Source organism: Pseudomonas syringae group sp. J309-1, assembly GCF_032582135.1.
GTDB classification, from domain to species: domain Bacteria; phylum Pseudomonadota; class Gammaproteobacteria; order Pseudomonadales; family Pseudomonadaceae; genus Aquipseudomonas; species Aquipseudomonas quasicaspiana.
Genome location: NZ_JAWHNU010000037.1, coordinates 26800 through 47360, shown reverse-complemented (window position 1 = coordinate 47360; position 20561 = coordinate 26800). Strand labels below are relative to the sequence as shown.

Annotated in this window: 16 protein-coding genes; 5 read left to right on the top strand and 11 right to left on the bottom strand. The window is 56.3% G+C overall.

Features of this window, described 5'->3' with window-relative positions:
• Positions 1 to 216 precede the first annotated feature (216 nt).
• The 6 genes from RX972_RS18920 to RX972_RS18895 form a co-directional block, all read right to left on the bottom strand.
• Positions 217 to 1050 carry a phosphodiesterase gene (locus RX972_RS18920; protein ID WP_316877612.1) on the bottom strand — a complete coding sequence of 278 codons (834 nt, stop codon included), beginning with the start codon at positions 1048 to 1050 and terminating at the stop codon, positions 217 to 219.
• A 145-nt stretch (positions 1051 to 1195) separates the two neighbouring features.
• The gene (locus tag RX972_RS18915; RefSeq protein WP_316877611.1) at positions 1196 to 2227 is read right to left on the bottom strand and encodes an ABC transporter ATP-binding protein; all 1032 of its coding nucleotides are present in this window, start codon (positions 2225 to 2227) and stop codon (positions 1196 to 1198) included.
• Positions 2224 to 3018 (bottom strand): ABC transporter permease, encoded by a 795-nt coding sequence (locus RX972_RS18910; protein ID WP_316877610.1) that lies wholly within the window; start codon positions 3016 to 3018, stop codon positions 2224 to 2226. The genes RX972_RS18915 and RX972_RS18910 overlap by 4 nt, the downstream gene beginning before the upstream one ends.
• Entirely contained in the window at positions 3015 to 3779 is a 765-nt protein-coding gene (locus RX972_RS18905) for an ABC transporter permease (RefSeq protein WP_255886672.1), read from the bottom strand. The genes RX972_RS18910 and RX972_RS18905 overlap by 4 nt, the downstream gene beginning before the upstream one ends.
• Before the next feature lie 102 nt (positions 3780 to 3881).
• Positions 3882 to 4886 carry an ABC transporter substrate-binding protein gene (locus RX972_RS18900; RefSeq protein ID WP_255878374.1) on the bottom strand — a complete coding sequence of 335 codons (1005 nt, stop codon included), beginning with the start codon at positions 4884 to 4886 and terminating at the stop codon, positions 3882 to 3884.
• Entirely contained in the window at positions 4870 to 5889 is a 1020-nt protein-coding gene (locus tag RX972_RS18895) for a LacI family DNA-binding transcriptional regulator (RefSeq protein ID WP_316877609.1), read from the bottom strand. The genes RX972_RS18900 and RX972_RS18895 overlap by 17 nt, the downstream gene beginning before the upstream one ends.
• A 186-nt stretch (positions 5890 to 6075) precedes the next feature.
• Here RX972_RS18895 and RX972_RS18890 point away from each other — a divergent pair, with 186 nt between their 5' ends.
• Together RX972_RS18890 and rarD are read left to right on the top strand one after the other, a co-directional pair.
• The gene (locus RX972_RS18890; RefSeq protein WP_087266014.1) at positions 6076 to 7050 is read left to right on the top strand and encodes a serine/threonine protein kinase; all 975 of its coding nucleotides are present in this window, start codon (positions 6076 to 6078) and stop codon (positions 7048 to 7050) included.
• A gap of 612 nt (positions 7051 to 7662) precedes the next feature.
• A complete protein-coding gene (rarD, locus tag RX972_RS18885) occupies positions 7663 to 8550 on the top strand; it encodes an EamA family transporter RarD (protein WP_122707536.1) in 888 nt (295 codons plus the stop codon).
• A gap of 365 nt (positions 8551 to 8915) precedes the next feature.
• Here rarD and RX972_RS18880 read toward each other — a convergent pair whose 3' ends face one another.
• Positions 8916 to 9134: a DUF6124 family protein gene (locus tag RX972_RS18880; protein WP_231678114.1), complete on the bottom strand. Its 219-nt coding sequence runs from the start codon at positions 9132 to 9134 to the stop codon at positions 8916 to 8918.
• Between the two features lie 599 nt (positions 9135 to 9733).
• On the bottom strand, positions 9734 to 10252 hold the full coding sequence (locus RX972_RS18875) for a glycine cleavage system protein R (protein ID WP_231674044.1): 519 nt from the start codon (positions 10250 to 10252) through the stop codon (positions 9734 to 9736).
• 340 nt (positions 10253 to 10592) lie between these two features.
• On the opposite strand from RX972_RS18875, the gene RX972_RS18870 reads away from it, so the two are divergent.
• A complete protein-coding gene (locus tag RX972_RS18870; RefSeq protein ID WP_231674043.1) occupies positions 10593 to 12770 on the top strand; it encodes a malate synthase G in 2178 nt (725 codons plus the stop codon).
• A 65-nt stretch (positions 12771 to 12835) separates the two neighbouring features.
• Here the strand turns inward: RX972_RS18870 and RX972_RS18865 are convergent, their stop codons facing one another.
• Entirely contained in the window at positions 12836 to 13282 is a 447-nt protein-coding gene (locus RX972_RS18865) for a response regulator (RefSeq protein WP_027899830.1), read from the bottom strand.
• Positions 13283 to 13534: 252 nt separating this feature from the next.
• Here RX972_RS18865 and RX972_RS18860 point away from each other — a divergent pair, with 252 nt between their 5' ends.
• Positions 13535 to 15469 carry a DUF294 nucleotidyltransferase-like domain-containing protein gene (locus RX972_RS18860; protein WP_099267964.1) on the top strand — a complete coding sequence of 645 codons (1935 nt, stop codon included), beginning with the start codon at positions 13535 to 13537 and terminating at the stop codon, positions 15467 to 15469.
• Positions 15470 to 15483: 14 nt separating this feature from the next.
• Complete coding sequence (locus tag RX972_RS18855) at positions 15484 to 16197, top strand: 3'-5' exonuclease (RefSeq protein WP_316877623.1); 714 nt, start codon at positions 15484 to 15486, stop codon at positions 16195 to 16197.
• Between the two features lie 950 nt (positions 16198 to 17147).
• Here RX972_RS18855 and RX972_RS18850 read toward each other — a convergent pair.
• Together RX972_RS18850 and RX972_RS18845 are read right to left on the bottom strand one after the other, a co-directional pair.
• Positions 17148 to 18833, bottom strand: coding sequence for an ABC transporter ATP-binding protein (locus RX972_RS18850; RefSeq protein WP_316877608.1), 1686 nt, complete (start codon positions 18831 to 18833; stop codon positions 17148 to 17150).
• A 190-nt stretch (positions 18834 to 19023) separates the two neighbouring features.
• The gene (locus tag RX972_RS18845) at positions 19024 to 20034 is read right to left on the bottom strand and encodes a YcaO-like family protein (protein WP_316877607.1); all 1011 of its coding nucleotides are present in this window, start codon (positions 20032 to 20034) and stop codon (positions 19024 to 19026) included.
• Positions 20035 to 20561: the final 527 nt, after the last annotated feature.

Genomic DNA, 20561 nt, shown 5'->3' with positions numbered 1-20561 from the left:
ATTGCCCTGGATTCTGCGGTGTCGCGAACTCCGCAGAATCCAGAAACGAATACAAACCCTGTGGGACCGAATTCATTCGGGAAGACTGATTGCCAGACGCTAAATATGTATTGTCTGGGCCGGCCCTTTCGCGAATGAATTCGCTCCCACGGGAATTGGGTTTGCAGGATAGAATTTCACACAGGTCGTATACCAAGTCGTTAAACCTGTCGCCGACTAATCAATCAACCCATTCACGTCATAAAACGGATACGGTCCCGGGTACTCGCCGAACACCGCGTTGTGGGTCACCATGCCCTGTTCTGGATGCCAGCGGTGCAAGAGATAACCCGCCGGTTCCAGATTGAAATGCGCCGGTGCATCTTCCTGCAGATCAAGCACGATCTGATGTGAAGTGCCGGGGCAGATACAGCTCAGGCTGCCGCCAAACCGACGCTGCATCGGACGATGCAAATGCCCGCACAGCAAGCGCTCGACTTGCGGGTGGCGTGCAATCACTTTTTCAAACTGCGCCCTGTTCCTGAACGGCTCACGGTCCATATGGCCGATGCCGGTAATGAACGGCGGGTGATGCAAAACCAATACGGTCGGCACATCCGGGCGGCGCGCCAGCAACTCATCGAGCCAGAGCAATTGACACTCCGTCAGTTGTCCGCCATGGGAGCCGGGAATGCTCGTATCAAGGCCGACCAACCGAACGGGGTGCTCTTCCACCACCCAATCCAAAGGCGCCTCCGGGCAAATCGGCAGGTACGTCTGGTTGGCAAACTCGGCCAACAAGTGCTGGCGATCATCATGGTTACCCGGTACCAGATAAAACGGCATGTGCAAACGCTTGAGTTCCGGATGCAGCACGGCGTATTCATCCGGCTGACCGAAGTCCACAAGATCGCCACTGATCACCACGATGTCCGGACGCGGCAAGCTGGCGTTCAGATGATCCACAGCATGGCGCAAGGCACCCAGAGTATCGACGACGCCATAGGTCAGTTTCTGACCGGCTTTAAGGTGCAGATCGCTGATCTGCGCAATGAGGAATGGGTGGTTCAAAATTAGATCTCAACAAAAATGCAGATTTGTGGGAGCTGGGCTTGCCCGCGATGAAGCTGGACGCGATTCCTGATAAATCTCGGTGCCTTCATCGCGGGCAAGCCCGGCTCCCACAGGTCGGATGCAGGTTCAAATTCGCGCAGTATCAGGAACCCAGGGTAAACAACACCTGCGGCGCAACAGTCAGGCCGATCAATGCACCCGGGCTGTGGATAACGTTGTCAGCGCTATCAACCAACAAGGGCTGAGCCGCGCCGACATCCACCAGAAGGCGGCTTTGAGCGCCCTGGAAAAACTGCCCCACCAATCGCCCGCGCAGATGACTCTCACCGTCCATCACGCGCAAATGCTCGGGGCGGCAGTACACCGTCGAAGGCAGATTCGAAGCAGTCCACGGCAACTCGCCGCCACTGACTTTCAGGCCCTGGGCGGTGCGTTCAACCACTGAAAACGCATTGAGATTGCCGACAAAACTGGCGACGAAGGCATTGGCGGGCTGTTGATAAATCTCTCGCGGCGTCGCGAGTTGCGCGACACGCCCTTTCTCCATCACCAGAATCCGGTCGCCCAGCGCCATGGCTTCGCCTTGATCGTGAGTGACGAAAACTGAAGTTATCCCCAACCCGCGCAGCAGGTCATTCAGCTCGCTGCGCAAGCGTTCACGCAATTGCGCATCCAGCGCCGCCAATGGCTCATCAAGCAACAACACTCGCGGACGTGGGGCCAGCGCGCGGGCCAATGCGACCCGCTGACGCTGCCCGCCGGACAATTCATGAATGCTGCGCTTGCCATGCTCCTGCAAGCCGACCAGCTCCAGCAACTCGGCACAGCGCTTATTGCGCTCAGCGGGCGACATGCCGCGAATCTTCAGGCCGTAGACGATGTTTCCGGCCACATCCAGATTCGGGAACAATGCGTAGTTCTGGAACACCATGCCCACGTCACGCTTCTCGATAGGCAATCGGGTGACGTCGTTATCGCCGAAGAAAATCTGCCCGACATCAGTACTTTCCAGCCCGGCGATGAGGCGCAACGTGGTGGTTTTACCGCACCCCGACGGACCGAGAATTGCGAGGGTTTCGCCGGGCTCGATGGTCAGGTTCAGATCATGCACAGCGACAGTGCCGTCAGCGAATGCCTTGCGGCAGCCCTGCAAGCGAATAGTGGTTCCGGTCATCGACTCTCTCCACGGGAAAGACGGGCGCTGATGGCCTGCAACGCGATCAACAGCGGCACGATCATCAACAGAAAAATAAGGGTGTAGGCACTGGCGACTTCCAGTCGCGCAGACGCGTAGCTGTCGGCGAGACCCACCGGCAGGGTTTTGGTCATAGGCGTGTGGAGCATCCAGGTCAGGTTGAACTCACCCAACGACAAGGTGACGACCATCAACACCCCGGCCAGAATCCCGGCTCTGCAGTTAGGCACCACGACGCTGAAGAATCGCTTGAACGGTCCTGCGCCCAGACTGGCTGCCGCCTCTTCCAGCACCGGCAGTTGCTGGCGCTGCATGACCGCCATCACCGGACGCACCAGAAACGGCAAAGTGAACAGCACATGCCCCACCAGGATGAACAACCAGCTGCTGCGAAACCCGCCGAACTGGCCGTAGGTCAGCAGCAACGCCAGTGCGCTGGCCAGACCGGGCATAGCCACCGGCAAGACCATCAATTCTTCAAAGGCGCGGCTGAAGCGGTTGTTCATCCGCACCAAGGCATACGCGGCCGGTACGCCAATCACGCAGACGCACACCGCACAGGCCACGGCCAACTGGATCGACAACCAGACCGTCGGCGAATAGGCCTGCCAGACCTGGATCAACCAGTCGAAGGTCAATCCACTCGACACGCCCTGGAAATAATTGCGCGTCAGGCCGGCGAGTAATGACAACAGCACCGGCACCAACATGAACGCGCAGACCAACAGGGTAAACAGCAGTTGCATGATGAACAGCGATGAGCGCTTCACAGGACCGTCCCCGAGTTTTTCACCAGGCGCCGAGCCAGCAGCAACACGGCCCAGGTCAACGCGCCCAGCACCACGGACAGCGCAGCTGCAACGGCGAAGTTGGCGTAGTTGGTGAACACGTTGTAGATCGCGACGGGCGTGACATTCAGACGTGTGCCCAACGTGAACGCAGTACCGAACGCCCCCATGGACGTCGCAAAACAAATCGCCCCACAGGACACCAACGCTGGCGCGAGGCCCGGCACAATAACGTCGCACACCACTCGCCAATGACCCGCGCCCAAGGAGTGCGCAGCTTCTTCAAGGCTGCGATCCAGACTTTCACAGGCCGCCATCACGGTGAGAATCACCCGCGGAATCGAGAAGTACAGGTAGCCCAGGAAAAGCCCGGTCAGCGAATAAGCAAAGATCCATCGCTCACCGGCCAGCTCCATGCCAAGCATCGCAAACAAGCCTTGACGACCGGCCAGCAGAATCACCAGAAACCCTACGACCACGCCAGGAAACGCCAGCGGAAAAGTCAGCAAAGCCACCAGCGCCGAACGACCAAAAAAACGTTGCCGGGCGAGGAACACGCCGCTGATACCGCCAACCAGCAAAGCGGCCAGCGTTACGACGATAGCCAACACGCAGGTCTGGGCAAGACTGCCCAGATACTGCGCACTGCTCAGCACCTGCCAGTAACCGATACTGCCGTCGCGACGTTCGGCCCCCAGCAAAATCAGGTGCGCCAAGGGCAGCAGCCAGAACGCAAACAACATGGCGGCGGCCGGAGCCAGCGCCCAGGCCGCGGTCGGGCGCAGGCGCAAAATTGCCCGCCTGCCCGGCTTCACGCCCTGAGCTTTCAGAACCGAAGCGGTCACTTACTTGACCTCACTCAGATAGCGCGCTGCGAAAGCTTCCTGCACGGCGGCCATATGTTCGTAATTGACGACGCCAGCCCGGGCGTAATCGCTGTCCGGCAGGAACTGCGCGGCAACATCCGCAGGCATTTTCACGTCACGCACCGGGCGCAAATAGGCCTTCGCCCACAACGACTGGCCTTGATCGGACAGGGTGAAATCCAGCACCTTCTCAGCGTTGGCGCGATGCGGTGCGTTATCCACAATGCTCATCACGTACGGCACGCTGATGCTGCCTTCCTTGGGGATCACGAAAGCGACATTGGCTTTGTCTTTGTAGCGAGCGCGATAGGCGTTGAAGTCGTAATCGACGAGGATCGGCAACTCACCGGACAGCACCCGCGCATACGCGGTTTGCTTCGGCACGATCGGCGAGTTTTTCGCCAGCTTCTGGAAGTAATCGATGGCCGGTTTGAAATCATCCAGCGTGCCGCCCATGGCCTGGTTGATCGCCACCGCAGACACGTAACCGACAAAGGCGCTGGACGGATCCAGATAACCGACCATGCCTTTGTACTCAGGCTTGAGCAAATCGGCCCAGCTTTGCGGCACCGGCAGACCGCCCAGTGCATCGACGTTGACCATGATGCCCAAGGTGCCGGAATGGATTGCGAACCAGTGACCTTCAGGGTCTTTCAAGCCGGCCGGAATCTGATCCCAGCCTTTTGGTTTGTAGCTGCCCACCACGCCTGCTTTCTGCGCCTGCAGGCCGAAAGTCACGCCGTAATACACCACGTCGGCAACCGGAGCGGCTTTCTCGGCGACCAATTGTGCCAGCGACTGGCCGGAGTTCTTGTTGTCCAGCGGCACCTGCACGCCTGTCGTCTCCGCAATTGCCTTGAGTTGCGTACCCCAGTCCGCCCACTCTGGCGGGCAGTTGTAACAGATGGCGGTTTCAGCGGCCTGAGCCAGACTGGCCGCACCGCACAGCAGCAGCGCTGCCAACGTTTTACTGAAGCGGATCATGAAGCATCTCCTCGTAGGGCTGAGTACTTTCACCCGGCCGGATATGGCAAGGCAGGCAATGGGAAATCGGAGCGGCACCGGCGATTTGCGCCAGCAGTTGATCGATCACGGTGCTGGCCAGCACCGCGATGGGTTGCACGACGCTGCACAGCGTCGGATGCATCTGGGCGCCGAGGGCGATGCCATCGAAGCCGATGACGGAAAGCTGGCCGGGCACGCTCCAGCCGTTGCGGCGCAGTTCGGCGATCAGGCTGATCGCCAGCAAATCGTTGGAGCAAACCAAAGCGCTGGGCCGTTTGGGGCCGCGCAGCAAAGGCTCGATAGCGGCGAAATCGGCCTGGGTATGCGCAGGCATCTCAATGACCGGCAGGCTGTCCAGACCGCGCTCGAGCATGGCTTCGCAATACCCGGCGTAACGCAGACGGGCACGGTCCGACTGCAACGCGGGACCGGCCACCATGCCGATGCGGCGATGCCCGGAGTCGAGTAAGTAGCGCGTCGCCAGCGCCATACCCGTGCGGTTATCCACAGACACAGCGCTGTAATCAGGATTGCCCGGCTGGTGATAAGCCAGCACGAACGGCGTGTCTTCGTTGACCAGACTTTGCAGGACCCGATTGCTCTCGGCGTCGGTCACGGTCAGCACAAGCCCATCGACTCGCTGACGCAGTAACTCTTCAACCACGGCGCTTTCGCGTTCGCTGCTGTAATCAGTCGTTGCCAATAGCAGGTTGTAGCCTTTCAAACGCGCAGCACGTTCCATGGCCTGGAACTGCTCAGCGAAGACCGGGTTAAGCAGGTTGGGCACGATCACACCGATCAGGTTGGTGGTTTGCAGGCGCAACTGACGCCCCAAGCGATTGGGCCGAAAACCCAACTGACGGGCGGCCTCGAACACTTGATCGCGAGTAGTCGGGCGCACGACATCGGGAGACGCAAAAGCCCGCGCGGCAGTTGCCCGCGAAACTCCTGCCAGTCGTGCCACTTCTTTTAAATCACTCACGTTCGCTCGCCTTGAGATCGATCTCATTGGCCGCGACATTAGCGATTCAATATTTCGTTACAGCTAACAGGTGATGACAGTTTGGTTGCAGCGTGAAACTTTGCGCTGAAGCTAAAGCCCCATGCCCTGCCCGTCTGCGCTACCATCACGGGCCGACGCAGCAGCCTGCTGCGCGCAGGAGTTAGCATGGCCCACCCGTTCGCAACACTTACGCCAGACCTGGTCCTTGATGCCGTTGAAAGCATCGGGTTCCTCAGTGACGCCCGCATCCTTGCGCTCAACAGCTACGAGAACCGCGTTTATCAGGTCGGCATCGAAGACGGCCAGCCGTTGATCGCCAAGTTCTACCGGCCGCAGCGCTGGACCAACGAAGCCATCCTTGAAGAACACAGCTTCACGTTCGAACTGGCGAACGTCGATATCCCGGTCGTCGCCCCCATGGTGCATAACGGGCAAACGCTGTTCGAACACGCAGGGTTTCGCTTCACCCTCTTCCCTCGCCGTGGCGGCCGTGCGCCAGAGCCGGGCAACCTTGATCAGTTGTATCGTCTGGGCCAGTTGCTCGGGCGTATCCACGCCGTTGGTGCGACCAAACCTTTCGAGCACCGTGAAGCGCTGGCGGTGCAGAACTTTGGTCAGAACTCGCTGGACTTCCTGCTGCAGAACGACTGCATCCCGCGCAGCTTGTTGCCTGCTTACGAGTCAGTGGCGAAGGATCTGCTCAAGCGCGTCGAAGACGCTTACGCAGCCACGCCGCATCAGAACATCCGTATGCATGGCGACTGTCATCCCGGCAACATGATGGCGCGCGACGAGATGTTCCACATCGTCGACCTCGACGACTGCCGGATGGGCCCTGCTGTGCAGGACATCTGGATGATGCTGGCCGGTGATCGCCAGGAATGCCTGGGGCAATTGTCGGAATTGATGGATGGCTACAACGAATTCCATGACTTCAACCCGCGTGAACTGGCGTTGATCGAGCCCCTGCGCGCCCTGCGTCTGATGCATTACAGCGCCTGGCTGGCCCGTCGCTGGGACGACCCGGCGTTCCCGCACAGCTTCCCGTGGTTCGGCACCGAACGTTACTGGGGTGACCAGATTCTGGCTTTGCGTGAGCAACTATCGGCGCTGAATGAAGAGCCGCTGAAGTTGTTTTGAATGGGGAAACGCGATCTGTATGTGGGAAATTCCATGTTGGCTCGCAAACCTGATTCTCGTGGGAGCGAATTCATTCGCGAAGAGCCAGATACATCCGCAGCCTATGTAAGGCCTGAAATACCGCCTTCCCGAATAAATTCGGTCCCACAGGGCCTCAGCGAACTTAAGATCATGACCAGACTGTGGGAAATTCTATGTTCACCTGCAAGCGCTGATCCCGGTGGGAGCGAATTCATTCGCGAAGAGGCGGGTACATCCGCAGCCTATGTATGGCCTGAAATACCGCCTTCCCGAATGAAGTGGAGCGCCACTCCGGTCGGTCCCACGGTCCATCATGAACTTAAGATCAGCGCCAACCTGTGGGAGCGTGGCTTGCCCGCGAATCAGTCACCTCGGTGAGTCAGTAATACCGTGTCATCGTTCATCGCGGGCAAGCGCACTCCTACGGGTGGAATGAGATTTACATGGAAGGCTTGGACGCGATGGGTCTGATATTTGCGGTGTCCTTATCGCGGGCAAGCCACGCTCCCACAGAGGTCTGATTCCGGGCAAATAATAGATCCACGCACCAACAGACTCATAAGAATCCACCACCTGCCAACAGGACCCAACATGCCAGCCGTCAACCCGCGACGCGGGTACATTCTCGGGCTCAGTGCCTACACCATCTGGGGTTTGTTTCCGCTGTACTTCAAAGCCATCGCCGACGTGCCATCGGTGGAAATCATCGTCCATCGAGTGCTTTGGTCGGCGGTATTCGGCTCGTTGCTGCTGATGTTCTGGAAACACCCTGGCTGGTGGCGCGAATTGCGGGAGAACCCACAACGTCTGGCGGTGCTGGCCTTCAGCGGCTCGATGATCGCGGTGAACTGGCTGGTGTATGTGTGGGCTGTGAATAACGAGCGCATGGTGGAGGCCAGCCTGGGTTACTACATCAACCCGCTGGTCAACGTGTTGCTGGGGATGCTGGTATTGGGCGAACGGCTGCGGCGTTTGCAATGGATCGCCGTCGGTCTGGCGGCGACGGGCGTGGCGCAGCAGTTATGGCAAGTCGGCAGCCTGCCGTGGGTATCGCTAGTGATTGCCGGAACGTTCGCGGTGTACGGCATTGTCCGCAAGAAAGCACCCGTCGCCGCCCTGCCCGGCCTCGTCGTGGAAACCTGGATACTGGTGCCTATCGCCGTGGGCTGGCTGCTGCTCAACCCGGCAGCCTACACCTCACAACCAGAATTCTGGACCACCAGTGAAGCGCTCTGGCTCGCCGCCGCAGGCCCTGTAACGATCTTGCCACTGGTCGCCTTCAACGCCGCCGCCCGACACCTGCCTTACACCACACTGGGCTTCCTGCAGTACATCGGCCCGACACTGGTGCTCGCACTGGCAGTGCTGGTCTTCAAGGAACATCTCGCGACAAGCACCATCGTGACCTTCGCATTCATCTGGGCGGGATTGGCGGTTTACAGCGTTGATGCGTGGATAACTTTACGGCGCAGGGCCTGATCATTTATTGATCAATAGTTTGCAGGCCTTAAACAATAAGGCCTGCAAACGGTTCTCCCAAGGTTATCCACAGGCAGGCTCATGGATAAAGTGGATAACATCTGCTTGAACTCATTCCCGTCTGTGGGAGCTGAGCTTGCTCGCGACAAGACTGGACGCGATCTGAAGTGAATCGAGTACAGCCTTATCGCGAGCAAGCTCAGCTCCCACAGAAACCGCGCTATCTCGTGGGACCGGCTTTAGCCGGAAAGAGGCCGGTACAGTCACTAAAAATAGGCCTTCAGAAATACCGCTTTCCCGGCTAAAGCCGGTCCCATGTCGTTAGCGTGCGGGCAAACATGGATCTCACACACAGGCAGCGCATTTCACTCGCAAGCAGTCGGTGCCTCCAGCCTGACCAAAGACTGATCGATAACATTGCGCGCCATATCCACCAGATGCATGACCGACATCGCCAATAGCCGATCCGAACCGGTCAGGCGGTCGCCGTTTTCGTAGGCTGTTACGGCTGCGCAGTGCAGCAGGTGGGAGGCGTGGTTCAAAGATTGTTCAAGGTCAGAAGGTGAAACCGGTAACTCGGTCATATCGAAGTCTCTTAATGTTGAAAGAGACCGCCAACCACCGCTACTAAACGATAAGGGTGGCAGCCGTGCGTAGGTTAGTAGACCGGGTTACCACCGGCGCGCTCGAAAGCGCCCTGCGCACAGCCGCCATAAATCAGACGTCCAAAGACGTCTACTTCAAGGTGTACTGCACGAGCGATAACCACGGGCTACTAAACCCCGTCACTGAAATAACAGCGACCGGCGCACCTTAGGAGCCAAAATCCTCACCCGCAAGCGCTTGGGATTGTTTCGGAAACTTCCCTCAAGAAAAACGGAAACGTAGCGCAAAACCATGAGGCGATGGCCTGCAAATTGGTTTGATTTAGCACTGAATGCATGGCCTCTGGGTCATAGAGCTTCAACTGCTCAATAAATAACCAGTCGCTCGCAAGCCTTGATTCGTCTGGCCTGCAAACGGTTCTCCAACGGTTATCCACAGGCAGGCTAATAGATAAAGTGGATAACCGCAGGGGCTCGCAATCCCCTTGTGGGAGCAGAGCTTGCTCGCGATAAGGCTGAACGCGGTTCAATTCAGATCGCGTCCAGCCTTATCGCGAGCAAGCTCTGCTCCCACAGGCTCAAAGATCCGTACGCAACACCAGATCCACCATCAAATCATCCGCCAGGGTTTCCAGCGCTTGTTGCAGATCATCCAGCGCCAGCGATTCAGGTACGCCCAATATCGCGTCGGCGTGGAACAGCAGTTCACTGCTCATCGGCGCGGGTTTGACTTCTGTCACCAGTCTTTCGACGTTAACGCCCTGCTCCGAAAGCAACCGGGTGATGTCGCGTACGATGCCCGCGCGATCATTGCCCACCAACTCCATGCCGATGTGTTTCCAGGTGCCGGGGGTTTCGATGGCGGTGTCGGCGAACAATACGCGTATGCCTCGACCGGACAACTCGATCAGCGCGCTCTTCAATTCTTCATGGGCGTCAGCCGCAACGCCAATGCGCAGGATGCCGGCGAACTGTCCGGCCATGTGCGACATGCGGCTCTCCAGCCAGTTACCGCCGTGGTCGGCAATGCATTTCGCGATCGCCTCGACCTGGCCGGGTTTGTCTGGGGCAAATACCGTAATAACGAGATGATCCACTGCTGACTCCTTCTGGTCTTGAATCTGCACCAGCCAGTCAGGCTGACGACAACGCAACGAGTATAGGCAAGCCTGATCTTCACGCTGGCGAATGACCGGCCTGCCATTTTGTGTACGATCTCTATTTTTATCTGGAACAATCGGCAACATCTTTGAGAACATCCGAATCCCGATGATGACTGGCGATGAAATTTCAGTCGCGAAGTGACATATTTAGTTCCGTTTCCACGCGTCAAGCCTTCATGTAGCATCCCGCGTCGCGCACTACATAAACGGCGACCCAACAAAAGAGTGCTCCCTCCGGGGGCGCAAAAAAGCTGAGCAGAGTGAGGCAAGTGCAATGACTGAACACGTTCAAGTCGGTGGCCTGCAGGTCGCCAAAGTCCTGTATGACTTCGTGAATAACGAAGCACTTCCCGGGACCGGTCTTGATGTTGCTGGCTTCTGGATGGGCGCAGACCAGTTGATCAATGAGCTGGCCCCCAAAAACAAGGCACTGCTCGCCAAACGTGATGACTTGCAGGCGCAGATCGACGCCTGGCACCAGTCCCATGCCGGACAGGCCCACGATGCCTCGGCTTACAAGGCTTTCCTTGAGCAAATCGGTTATCTGCTGCCAGAAGTGGCGGATTTCCAGATCACGACGCAAAACGTCGATGAAGAAATCGCCCGCATGGCTGGCCCACAGCTGGTGGTGCCGGTCATGAATGCCCGCTTCGCCCTCAACGCCTCGAACGCCCGCTGGGGCTCGTTGTACGACGCTCTGTATGGCACCGACGCCATCAGCGAAGCCGACGGCGCAGAGAAAGGCAAAGGCTACAACAAGGTTCGCGGTGACAAAGTCATCGCCTTTGCCCGCGCCTTCCTCGACGAAGCCGCGCCGCTGGCCGCTGGCTCTCACGTTGATTCCACCGGCTACAAGCTGATCGACGGCAAGCTGGTCATCAGCCTCAAGGGCGGTAGCAATACCGGCCTTGAAGACGACGCGCAGTTGATCGGCTATCAAGGCGACGCATCAGCGCCGACCGCCGTGTTGCTCAAGCACAACGGTTTGCATTTCGAGATCCAGATCGACGCTGCCAGCCCGATTGGCCAGACCGATGCCGCGGGCGTCAAAGACGTGCTGATGGAAGCCGCGCTGACCACCATCATGGACTGCGAAGACTCCATCGCCGCCGTTGATGCCGACGACAAGGTTGTGGTGTACCGCAACTGGCTGGGCCTGATGAAAGGCGATCTGGCCGAACAGGTCTCCAAAGGCGGCGAAACCTTCACCCGCACCATGAACGGTGATCGTCACTACACCGCTCCCAATGGCGGCGACGTGAAGCTGCACGGTCGTTCGCTGCTGTTCATCCGCAACGTCGGTCACTTGATGACCATTGATGCGATCCTGGACAAGAACGGTCAGGAAGTACCGGAAGGCATTCTGGACGGCCTGCTGACCAGCCTTGCGGCGATCCACAGCCTCAATGGCAACACCACGCGCAGCAACAGCCGTACTCGCTCGGTGTACATCGTCAAACCGAAGATGCATGGCCCGGAAGAAGCTGCATTCACCAACGAGCTGTTCGGTCGTGTCGAAGACGTTCTGCGTCTGCCACGCAACACGCTTAAAGTCGGGATCATGGACGAGGAACGCCGTACCACGGTCAACCTCAAGGCCTGCATCAAAGCGGCCAGCGAGCGTGTGGTGTTCATCAACACGGGCTTCCTGGACCGCACTGGCGACGAAATTCACACCTCCATGGAAGCAGGCCCTGTCGTGCGCAAGGCGCAGATGAAAGCCGAGAAATGGATCAGTGCCTACGAAAACTCCAACGTAGATATCGGCTTGAGCTGCGGCCTGCAAGGTCGTGCGCAGATCGGTAAGGGCATGTGGGCCATGCCGGACCTGATGGCGGCGATGCTGGAGCAGAAAATCGCTCACCCAATGGCAGGCGCGAACACCGCCTGGGTTCCGTCGCCGACGGCCGCTGCGCTGCACGCGCTGCACTATCACAAGGTTGACGTGTTCGCCCGTCAGGCTGAACTGGCCCAGCGCACTCGCGCCTCGGTGGATGACATCCTGACTATCCCGCTCGCACCAAACACCAACTGGACGCCCGAGGAAATCCAGAACGAACTGGATAACAACTCACAGGGTATTCTCGGCTACGTGGTGCGCTGGATCGATCAGGGCGTGGGCTGCTCGAAAGTACCGGACATCAACGACATTGGCCTGATGGAAGACCGCGCCACATTGCGTATCTCCAGCCAGCACATCGCCAACTGGCTGCGTCATGGCGTGGTCAACGAAACTCAGGTGATGGACAGCCTCAAGCGCATGGCGCCTGTGGTTGACCGGCAGAATGCAGGGGACTCGCTGTACCGTCCGCTTTCACCGGATTTCGACAGCAACATCGCGTTCCAGGCGGCGGTTGAACTGGTAATCGAAGGGACTAAACAGCCTAACGGCTACACCGAGCCGGTCTTGCACCGTCGGCGTCGTGAGTTCAAGGCGAAGAACGGGTTGTAAACAATTTCGCGAGCAGCTCTAGCGCTTCCTGTGGGAGCCGAGCTTGCTCGGCTCCCACATAACCCTCACTCCATCCCCAACTCTCTCTTCACCAGCTTCACCAACTGCTTGGTGTTGATGGGCTTGAGCAGGAAGTCCAGCACGCTCAGGTGCATGGCATCGATCGCATCACGCACGTTGGCGTCACCGGACACAATGATGATCGGCAACGAAGCACGCTCGGAATCGCGGACCTGACGAATCAGGTCAAGGCCGTTACACGGAGCCATCCGCAGGTCGGTAATCAGCAGAGCGATGCTGTCACGGGTGCGAAGCAACTCCATGGCGCTGTTACCGCCAGCCGCCGTCAGACAACTTATGTCGTTGAGGCTGAGGATTTCGGCCAGCAGTTCGCGCGCGTCCCGGTCATCGTCCACGATCAGCACCCGTTGCTCCGAACTGGACGGCGGCGCGAGCATCACCTCATGCAGAGCTTCGCGCTCTTCATCGCTCAAAATATCGTAATCCAGCATAACCGCCTCATTCCTTTGCACTGACTGACAAAAACACCGGGCTCTGCCCGGAGATATCTGTGTGCTTTTTTGCTGGCGCCCTTGCATTCGAACAAGGGCCGTCCCAAGCATCGTACAACTCTGTACAGGTGCTTTTTACACCATGAAGGTAAGAGTCAGAAATCTTTTTGTTGTCGTAAGACTTACGTCCAATGGGCACTACCCCTCAAGCGGCCGACCATAGCCTTCAATAAAAACAAAGCGGTGCTGGTCATGAGTCGAGCCGATGCATTCACCCAGGCCGGGAAAACAGCGGTGTTGCAGAACATTCACGGCACCATGCAATTCCTGCAAAAATTCCCGCCATTCGACCATATGGAAAATGCGCACCTCGCGTATCTGGTCGAACAATGCCAACTGCGTTTTTACGCCGCCGACGAGAGCATCATCAAGCCGAGCGATGGCCCAGTAGAGCATTTCTACATCGTCAAACAAGGGCGAGTGGTCGGCGAGCGTCCTCACACAGCAAAAGGCGGCACTGAAACCACCTTCGAAATCACCACCGGTGAATGCTTTCCGCTGGCCGCTCTGCTGGGAGAACGAGCTACGCGCACCGAGCATCTGGCCGCTGAAGACACCTTTTGCCTGCAGTTGAACAAGCAGGCGTTCATCAAGCTGTTCGCGTTATCCACAACCTTCCGCGACTTCGCCTTGCGGGGCGTCAGCAGCCTGCTGGATCAGGTTAATCAGCAGGTCCAGCAACGCGCCGTTGAAACCCTCGGCACCCAATATTCCCTCAATACCCGGCTTGGCGAGCTGGCCATGCGTCATCCCGTGATGTGTACGCCTGATACGCCAATGCGTGAAGCTGTGAAGCTGATGCACGAGCAACAAGTTGGCAGCATCGTGATCATAGACCAGCATCAGGCACCGCTAGGGATTTTCACGTTGCGTGACCTGCGTGAGGCCGTGGCCGACATCAATGTCGACTTCAGCCAGCCGATCCAGAGCCGCATGATTCAGGCGCCCTTCCATCTCAGCCCTGACGCCAGCGCCTTTGATGCGGCCATCGCCATGACCAGCCGACACATTGCGCATGTCTGCCTGGTCAGAGACGGTCGCTTGTGCGGCGTGGTTTCAGAAAGGGACCTGTTCTCTCTGCAACGGGTCGATCTGGTTCATCTGGCTCGGACCATTCGCACGGCACCGCGCATCGACAGCCTGTGCAACCTGCGCGGCGATATCGTTCAACTGGTGGATCGCATGCTGGCCCATGGCGCGTCCTCGACCCAGATCACCCAGATCATCACCCTGCTCAACGACCACACCGTGTGCCGCGTGATCGAGCTGACGCTGCAAGAGCGCGGCGACCCTGGCATCCCCTTCAGTTGGCTGTGTTTCGGCAGCGAAGGCCGTCGTGAGCAAACCCTGCACACCGATCAAGACAACGGCATCCTGTTCGATGCCAAGGACGCCGCTGAAGCGGAGCATATTCGCGGTCTGCTGCTCCCGATTGCCGAGCGCATCAATCAGAACCTGGCGCAATGCGGCTTCACGCTGTGCAAAGGCAACATCATGGCGAGCAACCCGGAGCTGTGCCTTTCCCGAGCTGAATGGTCTCGACGCTTTGCCGCGTTCATCCGCGACGCAACGCCGGAGAACCTGCTCAACTCCAGTATCTATTTCGATCTGCGGGTAGTCTGGGGCGAAGAAAGCGGCGGTGAGCAGTTGCGTCAGCAGATCCTCGACCAGGTCGCCGACAACCGCCTGTTCCAGCGCATGCTGGCAGAGAACGCCTTGCGGCAACGTCCGCCCGTTGGACGCTTCAAGGACTTCGTTCTGGCTCGCAAGGGCAGCGACAAGGACACCCTGGACCTCAAGACCCAGGGCCTGACGCCGTTCGTCGATGGCGCGCGCGTGCTGGCGTTGGCCAATGGCGTTGGCGTCAACAACACCCTGGAGCGCCTGCGCCAGCTGGTTGCACGCGAAGTCATCGACGCCCAGGACGGCGCCGCCTATGAGGAGGCCTACCACTTCATTCAACAAACCCGCATGCAGCAGCATCAATTGCAAAGCAGACAGAACCTGCCGTGGTCCAACCGTATCGATCCAGACACCCTCAACCATCTGGACCGGCGGATCCTGCGTGAATCATTGCGCCAGGCCCAGCGCCTGCAAACCAGTCTGACGCTGCGTTATCAACTATGAGTCTGTTTACCAGCATGAACCTGTTCCAATGGCTACGCCCCCGGCCACCAAAACCGTCGCTGGAAAAACGTGATCAACAACGCCTGGCCAACCTCGCCTCGCCAGCCCCCCTTGGCGAACACCCGCTGCGGCAGCAACGCTGGGTAGTAGTCGACCTGGAAACCAGTGGCCTGAACATGAACCGCGATCAGGTGCTATCCATTGGTGCCGTCGTCATCGAGGACGGTGCCATTGACCTGAGCCAGCAGTTCGAACGAACGCTGCTGTGTCCCAACCATAAAGTCAGCCCCGCCGTGTTGATTCACGGCCTGGCACCCAGCGCCATTGCGGCGGGTAGTGAACCTGTACAGGCTCTGCTGGATTTCATGGAGTTCGTGGGTGAAAGCCCGCTGCTGGCGTTCCATGCGCCTTTTGATCAGCACATGCTCAGCCGGGCTCTGAAAGAGAACCTGGACTACCGCCTTGAGCATCACTTTCTCGACGTAGCTGAAATCGCGCCTATGCTTTTTCCACAGGCTGGTTTTCGTAAAGCCGGGCTTGATGACTGGACACAATTCTTCGGACTGCATGCAGAAGAGCGCCACCACGCCAGCGCCGATGCGTTGGTGACAGCAGAGCTGGCGCTGATCCTGTTCAGCCACGCACGTCGCCAGGAAATCGACAGCCCCGCCCGCCTCGACCAGACCCTGAGCCAATGGCGTCGACGGCAGCAGAGTCATTCTTTCTAAAGCCACTGAGCAGAACGGTAGGAGCGAACTTGTTCGCGAGCACATCTACAGACGATGAAAATCTATAGCCTGGCCGATCTCCTCGCGAACAAGTTCGCTCCTACCAGGGATATTCAAGCCTGGGAGCGTCAAGCCCCGCCCGCCTCGATCAGAGCCTGAGCCAATGGCGTCGACGGGCTTAGGTGATCCGTTGGAGCGAGGCTTGCCCGCGAATACAGGCGCCCCGTTTTATCAGGTCTACCGCGTCATCGTTCTTCGCGGGCAAGCCTCGCTCCCACAGGGTATCGCGTTGTGCGATATGTAGGAGTTGTGCACATTGGTTGTTAGTGGCTCTGTGGATAAGTTGTTCGCTGATCCCTGCATCCCATGCTGGCCGCGCCTTACAGCTCATTGATCGAAAAACAACCAGCATAACCCACGGTTTTTATTGGTTTTTCATTGTGGATAAAGCATCCACTGAAAAAACTGATCATCCACAACTACCCACAAAGTCTGTTGGCGCTTCTGTGGACAAGTTGTTCGCTTACCTCTGGAGGCCACGTATATAAAGGCTTTCAAGCAAACGATTAAAAAACGACCAATTACCAAATAAAAGCTCGAATCCCCTTCTGTCAACCTTTAAAAACAAGGCTTTCAAAGGTTTTCCACAGATACGACGCCACTGACTCAAAGTTGCCCCCAAACTCTGTTGGCGCTTCTGTGGATAAGGTGTTTGCGATCGGCTCCAGGCCTTTAGAGGCGTGGGCTCTATGGACATGATCAATAATTGATCAATAACACGTTAACGAGGTTTATTCTGGATAAGTCCTCGTTTTAAATGGCGTTTCAGAAGTCTCGGACGTGCTTTTCCACAATCGCTGTGTACATATCTGTGGATAACGTGTGCAGATCCATGTACCACGGTAAAAAGAGAGAAACTTCTCACCAAGGGCATCACGGCCGTAGCCAGATCAGGGTTGATATGGACCTGAAACGATTTGAGCCACCAATTCTGCAATCCGCCCCTCACCTTCTAACTCAGACCATGGACCATCAGCGGCCACTGCCCCCTGCTTCATGACAATGACTCGATCAAATTGTGGCAACGCTTCCAAATCATGAGTTACACAAATCAGCCCGCTGCTTTTGAAGTGGCCAAAAATGACATCCCATACCCGCAACCGTGTGTCTTGGTCCAGGGACGCGGTGGGCTCATCAAACAAATTGAAATCCCCCGGACGGTTAATCAACCGCAACAGCGAAAGCCGCTTCGCTTCGCCCCCGGAGATGTTTTTAGCACCTTCAGAAATGAGCCGATTTTCGACCAACTCCCGCAATTCGAGGTCATCCACGACGTGAGCGAGAACCGAAGATGTCTCGCGGCCGAACAGCACGGAGTGCTCAAAAGCACCCTCCATAAACGCAGGCCCCTGTGGGCAGTAGCGAACACGGCGCAAATACCCCTCAATGTCATGAGGCTGGAGCCGCCGGTCGTTGAAGCCAAGGTGATGCCGCCGGGTCTTTACCACGCCTGCCAGTGATTCCAACAATGTCGTCTTCCCCGCTCCGCTGGGTCCGATGATCGCAACTGATTGCTCACGTTGAAAACGCATAGGCCTGTCAGTTAGCGGACTCATAACCGAAAGACTCAACATCGAAAGGCGGTCTGGGAATGGGGTTTGAAGCACCTGTAGAAGATTCTCTAACGATAAAATCTCCTGAAGTCTTTTCTTATCGACTAAAAACTGATCGAGCGTCCTGTAAGCCTCCGCTAACTGACTAAAGTTATTCAAAAACATCCCAGCAATAGAAAACACCGCAACCAGGCTACCTACGGTCAAATGCGGCGAAGCTGATAACTGATCCTGAACGCCCCAGGCCAGTAAAGCAGTCGTTGAAAGGCCCGTATAAAGAACCCTGATTGACCCGAGAACAGCGCCAGTACTGGCGACCTTCGTAGCCGCTCGCGCGTAGGCCGTGTAACTTTCGCACAGCGGCCCAAGAGCATGGTCACAGGCTTGCTCTAGTTTAACTATTTTTCCAGCATTAAGTGTCTCAAATAGCCTGGAGGAAACCAGATCTTCCTCAGTATTGACAACTAGCAAATAGGGCCTTCTCCAGTTAACCAGATAGTGGTAAAGCAGCATATATCCGATCGATATACCCAGAAGCACTATAAAGAGCGCAAACCCTCCAGCATAGGCAAATACTGCCCCGACCAAAATCAACTCAATGAAAAGTGGAAAACCTGAGGTAATGAAAAAAGTCAGTAGTTTTTCATGAGCGGTGATGCCTCGCTCCACGGCCTTAATCAATCCTCCGAGTCTAAAAGCTGAAAAAGCTTCAAACTCTTTCTCCAGGATAGCTTTGGTCCATTCAATAGATTTTTCCTTCAGCGTCGTCTGCACAAGGCTCACCAGTTGATACGTTTGCAGTGGACTGACAACAGACTGAAAAACAATCGCTATACACAACGCTGCAAAAAGCCAAAACACACCGGAGGCGGGAACAACGCCTGGAGAAACGAGGCCATCAATAATCTTCCCCAATAAAAGCGCAGGAATGACAGCAACGCCTTTCAGAAGGACCGTTATAGCCGTTGCGCTAAGAAAAAGTCTCTTTTTTGCGAGAAAGGTATCTTTCAAGAAATTGAACATTTTACTAAGTGCCTTTAAGAAAAAGACCTATTAGCATGCAGCAAATGTTGCGGCACCACAGGAATACCAGCTCGAACCAAGTTGAAGCGCTCCACACCAGGTATGTATATCTGAGTCACCACGCAACCGTTATCAAATTCAAGCAATGTTCGACGTAATATCCGCAAGCCGGTAGCAGAAATCTGTTCAATTATATATTCAAGCTGATGCGCGACCGTTTTTTTTTCCCGGGAGGATCCAGCCGCCTGCATATGTATTCATTATTTCTGAGCACTTCAAGGTCGATCAGCGGCTGTAATTTCAATGACCGATGCATCAATGAATAGGCCTTGAGATCATTGTCCCTCTCTGACTCGTCGAACAACTCCAACGCCTGAAGAAGCTCGGTTGAAGCACGTTCGATCGCTACACGCGCATCTACAGAACATCCAGACCCGATGAGACATACGGGGTACCTGCCATCTGGCCTTTTCGGAATAGCCATACAGAAATAGACACCATAAATGGTATGTGTGAGCAATACTTTCATTCCGTCCACCGAAGCGCGAAGACAGTCTTGACCAAAAAATAATTCGTCCAGTAGCTCCGCACTTGGAGATTTCAGCAGTAGCTTTTCGTGCTGACCGCACAGAGACATTAGGACCTTTGAAAGTGCATGTCTCTCAACAACCTCATTAAGCCCGTGAAGTATCGCTTCATTTTTTGAGCAACCAAATGCAAGACCTGAGTTTGATGAATAGCGATTGAGATAGGAAAGCTCAGGGTGCGTCTCAATTTTATCTCCCAACTCCTTGCATGGCAGTTGAATTACAGCAGGTACTCTTACCTTGCCACCCGTGAGCATGTCATGCATTTCGACGCAGTCGATTGCAGAACGGCTTTTGGGAAGATTAGCCAGCAATCCGTCCATACTGAGCGAAGGCTGACTACGGATATCATCTATAGCGGAGGAAACCAGACCCGTAAGTAAATTATCATCCAGAGCAAAGTGCTCCAGACTTTCAGCCTGCGCACCAATTTTACAAAATATTCCTTTACCGGCACCTTCGGCTACTGTTACGCCGGTTTTGTCTATCAACTTCGATACTGCAACTGTCTTTGAGGCATTTTTGAATTCTGTCGAAAACGAGAAACCTAACGAAGATGCAGCCTGCAGGACTTTTTCCTCAGATGATATTACAGAGAAATCACGCTCAAACATTTTTCGCTCCTTGAAGTAGTGCTTGGGGGTCACCCCCCCAAGCTAGCCCGTGGGCTACACAACATTAGTCATGTGAATAAAACAGAGTCTCACTAGGCAAGAGCCCCCCTACAAACTCATCATTTTTGTTGAACGGAACAATTGCGATTTCAGAACGCTTACGACCCATTTGATGTACTCCATATATTTATGTGAACGGGAATAATTCCCTTCGTGCTCACGGCATGCGCCGCGAGTGGTGTATTGGTACCACTTCGTTCAATAACGTGCCAAGTCGTTTAATATTTTCGACATCCGATAATGCCGTAGGAAAATTCCAGCACGTTGTAGGAATACATAAGCAACCCCATGCATAACCTCATCTATTCGTGTAGGACTTAGTGTTTAGAGAGGTGCGATATCACAGAAGATGCAAATGCAGAAATTTGTCTTCCAGCGACTACATCAACGGCTTGGGCATCAGGGGGTGCGAGCGGAAAGTCGTGGCTATGCCAACGAAACTACTTGATAGTCACTCTTCAGAACGG

Bases quoted from the DNA above. Each gene is read 5' to 3' on its own strand.
- RX972_RS18905 (WP_255886672.1), bottom strand. From the start codon at position 3,779: ATGTTGTTTGCGTTCTGGCTGCTGCCCTTGGCGCACCTGATTTTGCTG.
- rarD (WP_122707536.1), top strand. From the start codon at position 7,663: ATGCCAGCCGTCAACCCGCGACGCGGGTACATTCTCGGGCTCAGTGCC.
- RX972_RS18880 (WP_231678114.1), bottom strand. From the start codon at position 9,134: ATGACCGAGTTACCGGTTTCACCTTCTGACCTTGAACAATCTTTGAAC.
- RX972_RS18845 (WP_316877607.1), bottom strand. From the start codon at position 20,034: ATGTTTGAGCGTGATTTCTCTGTAATATCATCTGAGGAAAAAGTCCTG.
- RX972_RS18865 (WP_027899830.1), bottom strand. From the start codon at position 13,282: ATGCTGGATTACGATATTTTGAGCGATGAAGAGCGCGAAGCTCTGCAT.
- RX972_RS18855 (WP_316877623.1), top strand. From the start codon at position 15,484: ATGAACCTGTTCCAATGGCTACGCCCCCGGCCACCAAAACCGTCGCTG.
- RX972_RS18890 (WP_087266014.1), top strand. From the start codon at position 6,076: ATGGCCCACCCGTTCGCAACACTTACGCCAGACCTGGTCCTTGATGCC.
- RX972_RS18850 (WP_316877608.1), bottom strand. From the start codon at position 18,833: ATGTTCAATTTCTTGAAAGATACCTTTCTCGCAAAAAAGAGACTTTTT.
- RX972_RS18870 (WP_231674043.1), top strand. From the start codon at position 10,593: ATGACTGAACACGTTCAAGTCGGTGGCCTGCAGGTCGCCAAAGTCCTG.
- RX972_RS18915 (WP_316877611.1), bottom strand. From the start codon at position 2,227: ATGACCGGAACCACTATTCGCTTGCAGGGCTGCCGCAAGGCATTCGCT.
- RX972_RS18860 (WP_099267964.1), top strand. From the start codon at position 13,535: ATGAGTCGAGCCGATGCATTCACCCAGGCCGGGAAAACAGCGGTGTTG.
- RX972_RS18900 (WP_255878374.1), bottom strand. From the start codon at position 4,886: ATGATCCGCTTCAGTAAAACGTTGGCAGCGCTGCTGCTGTGCGGTGCG.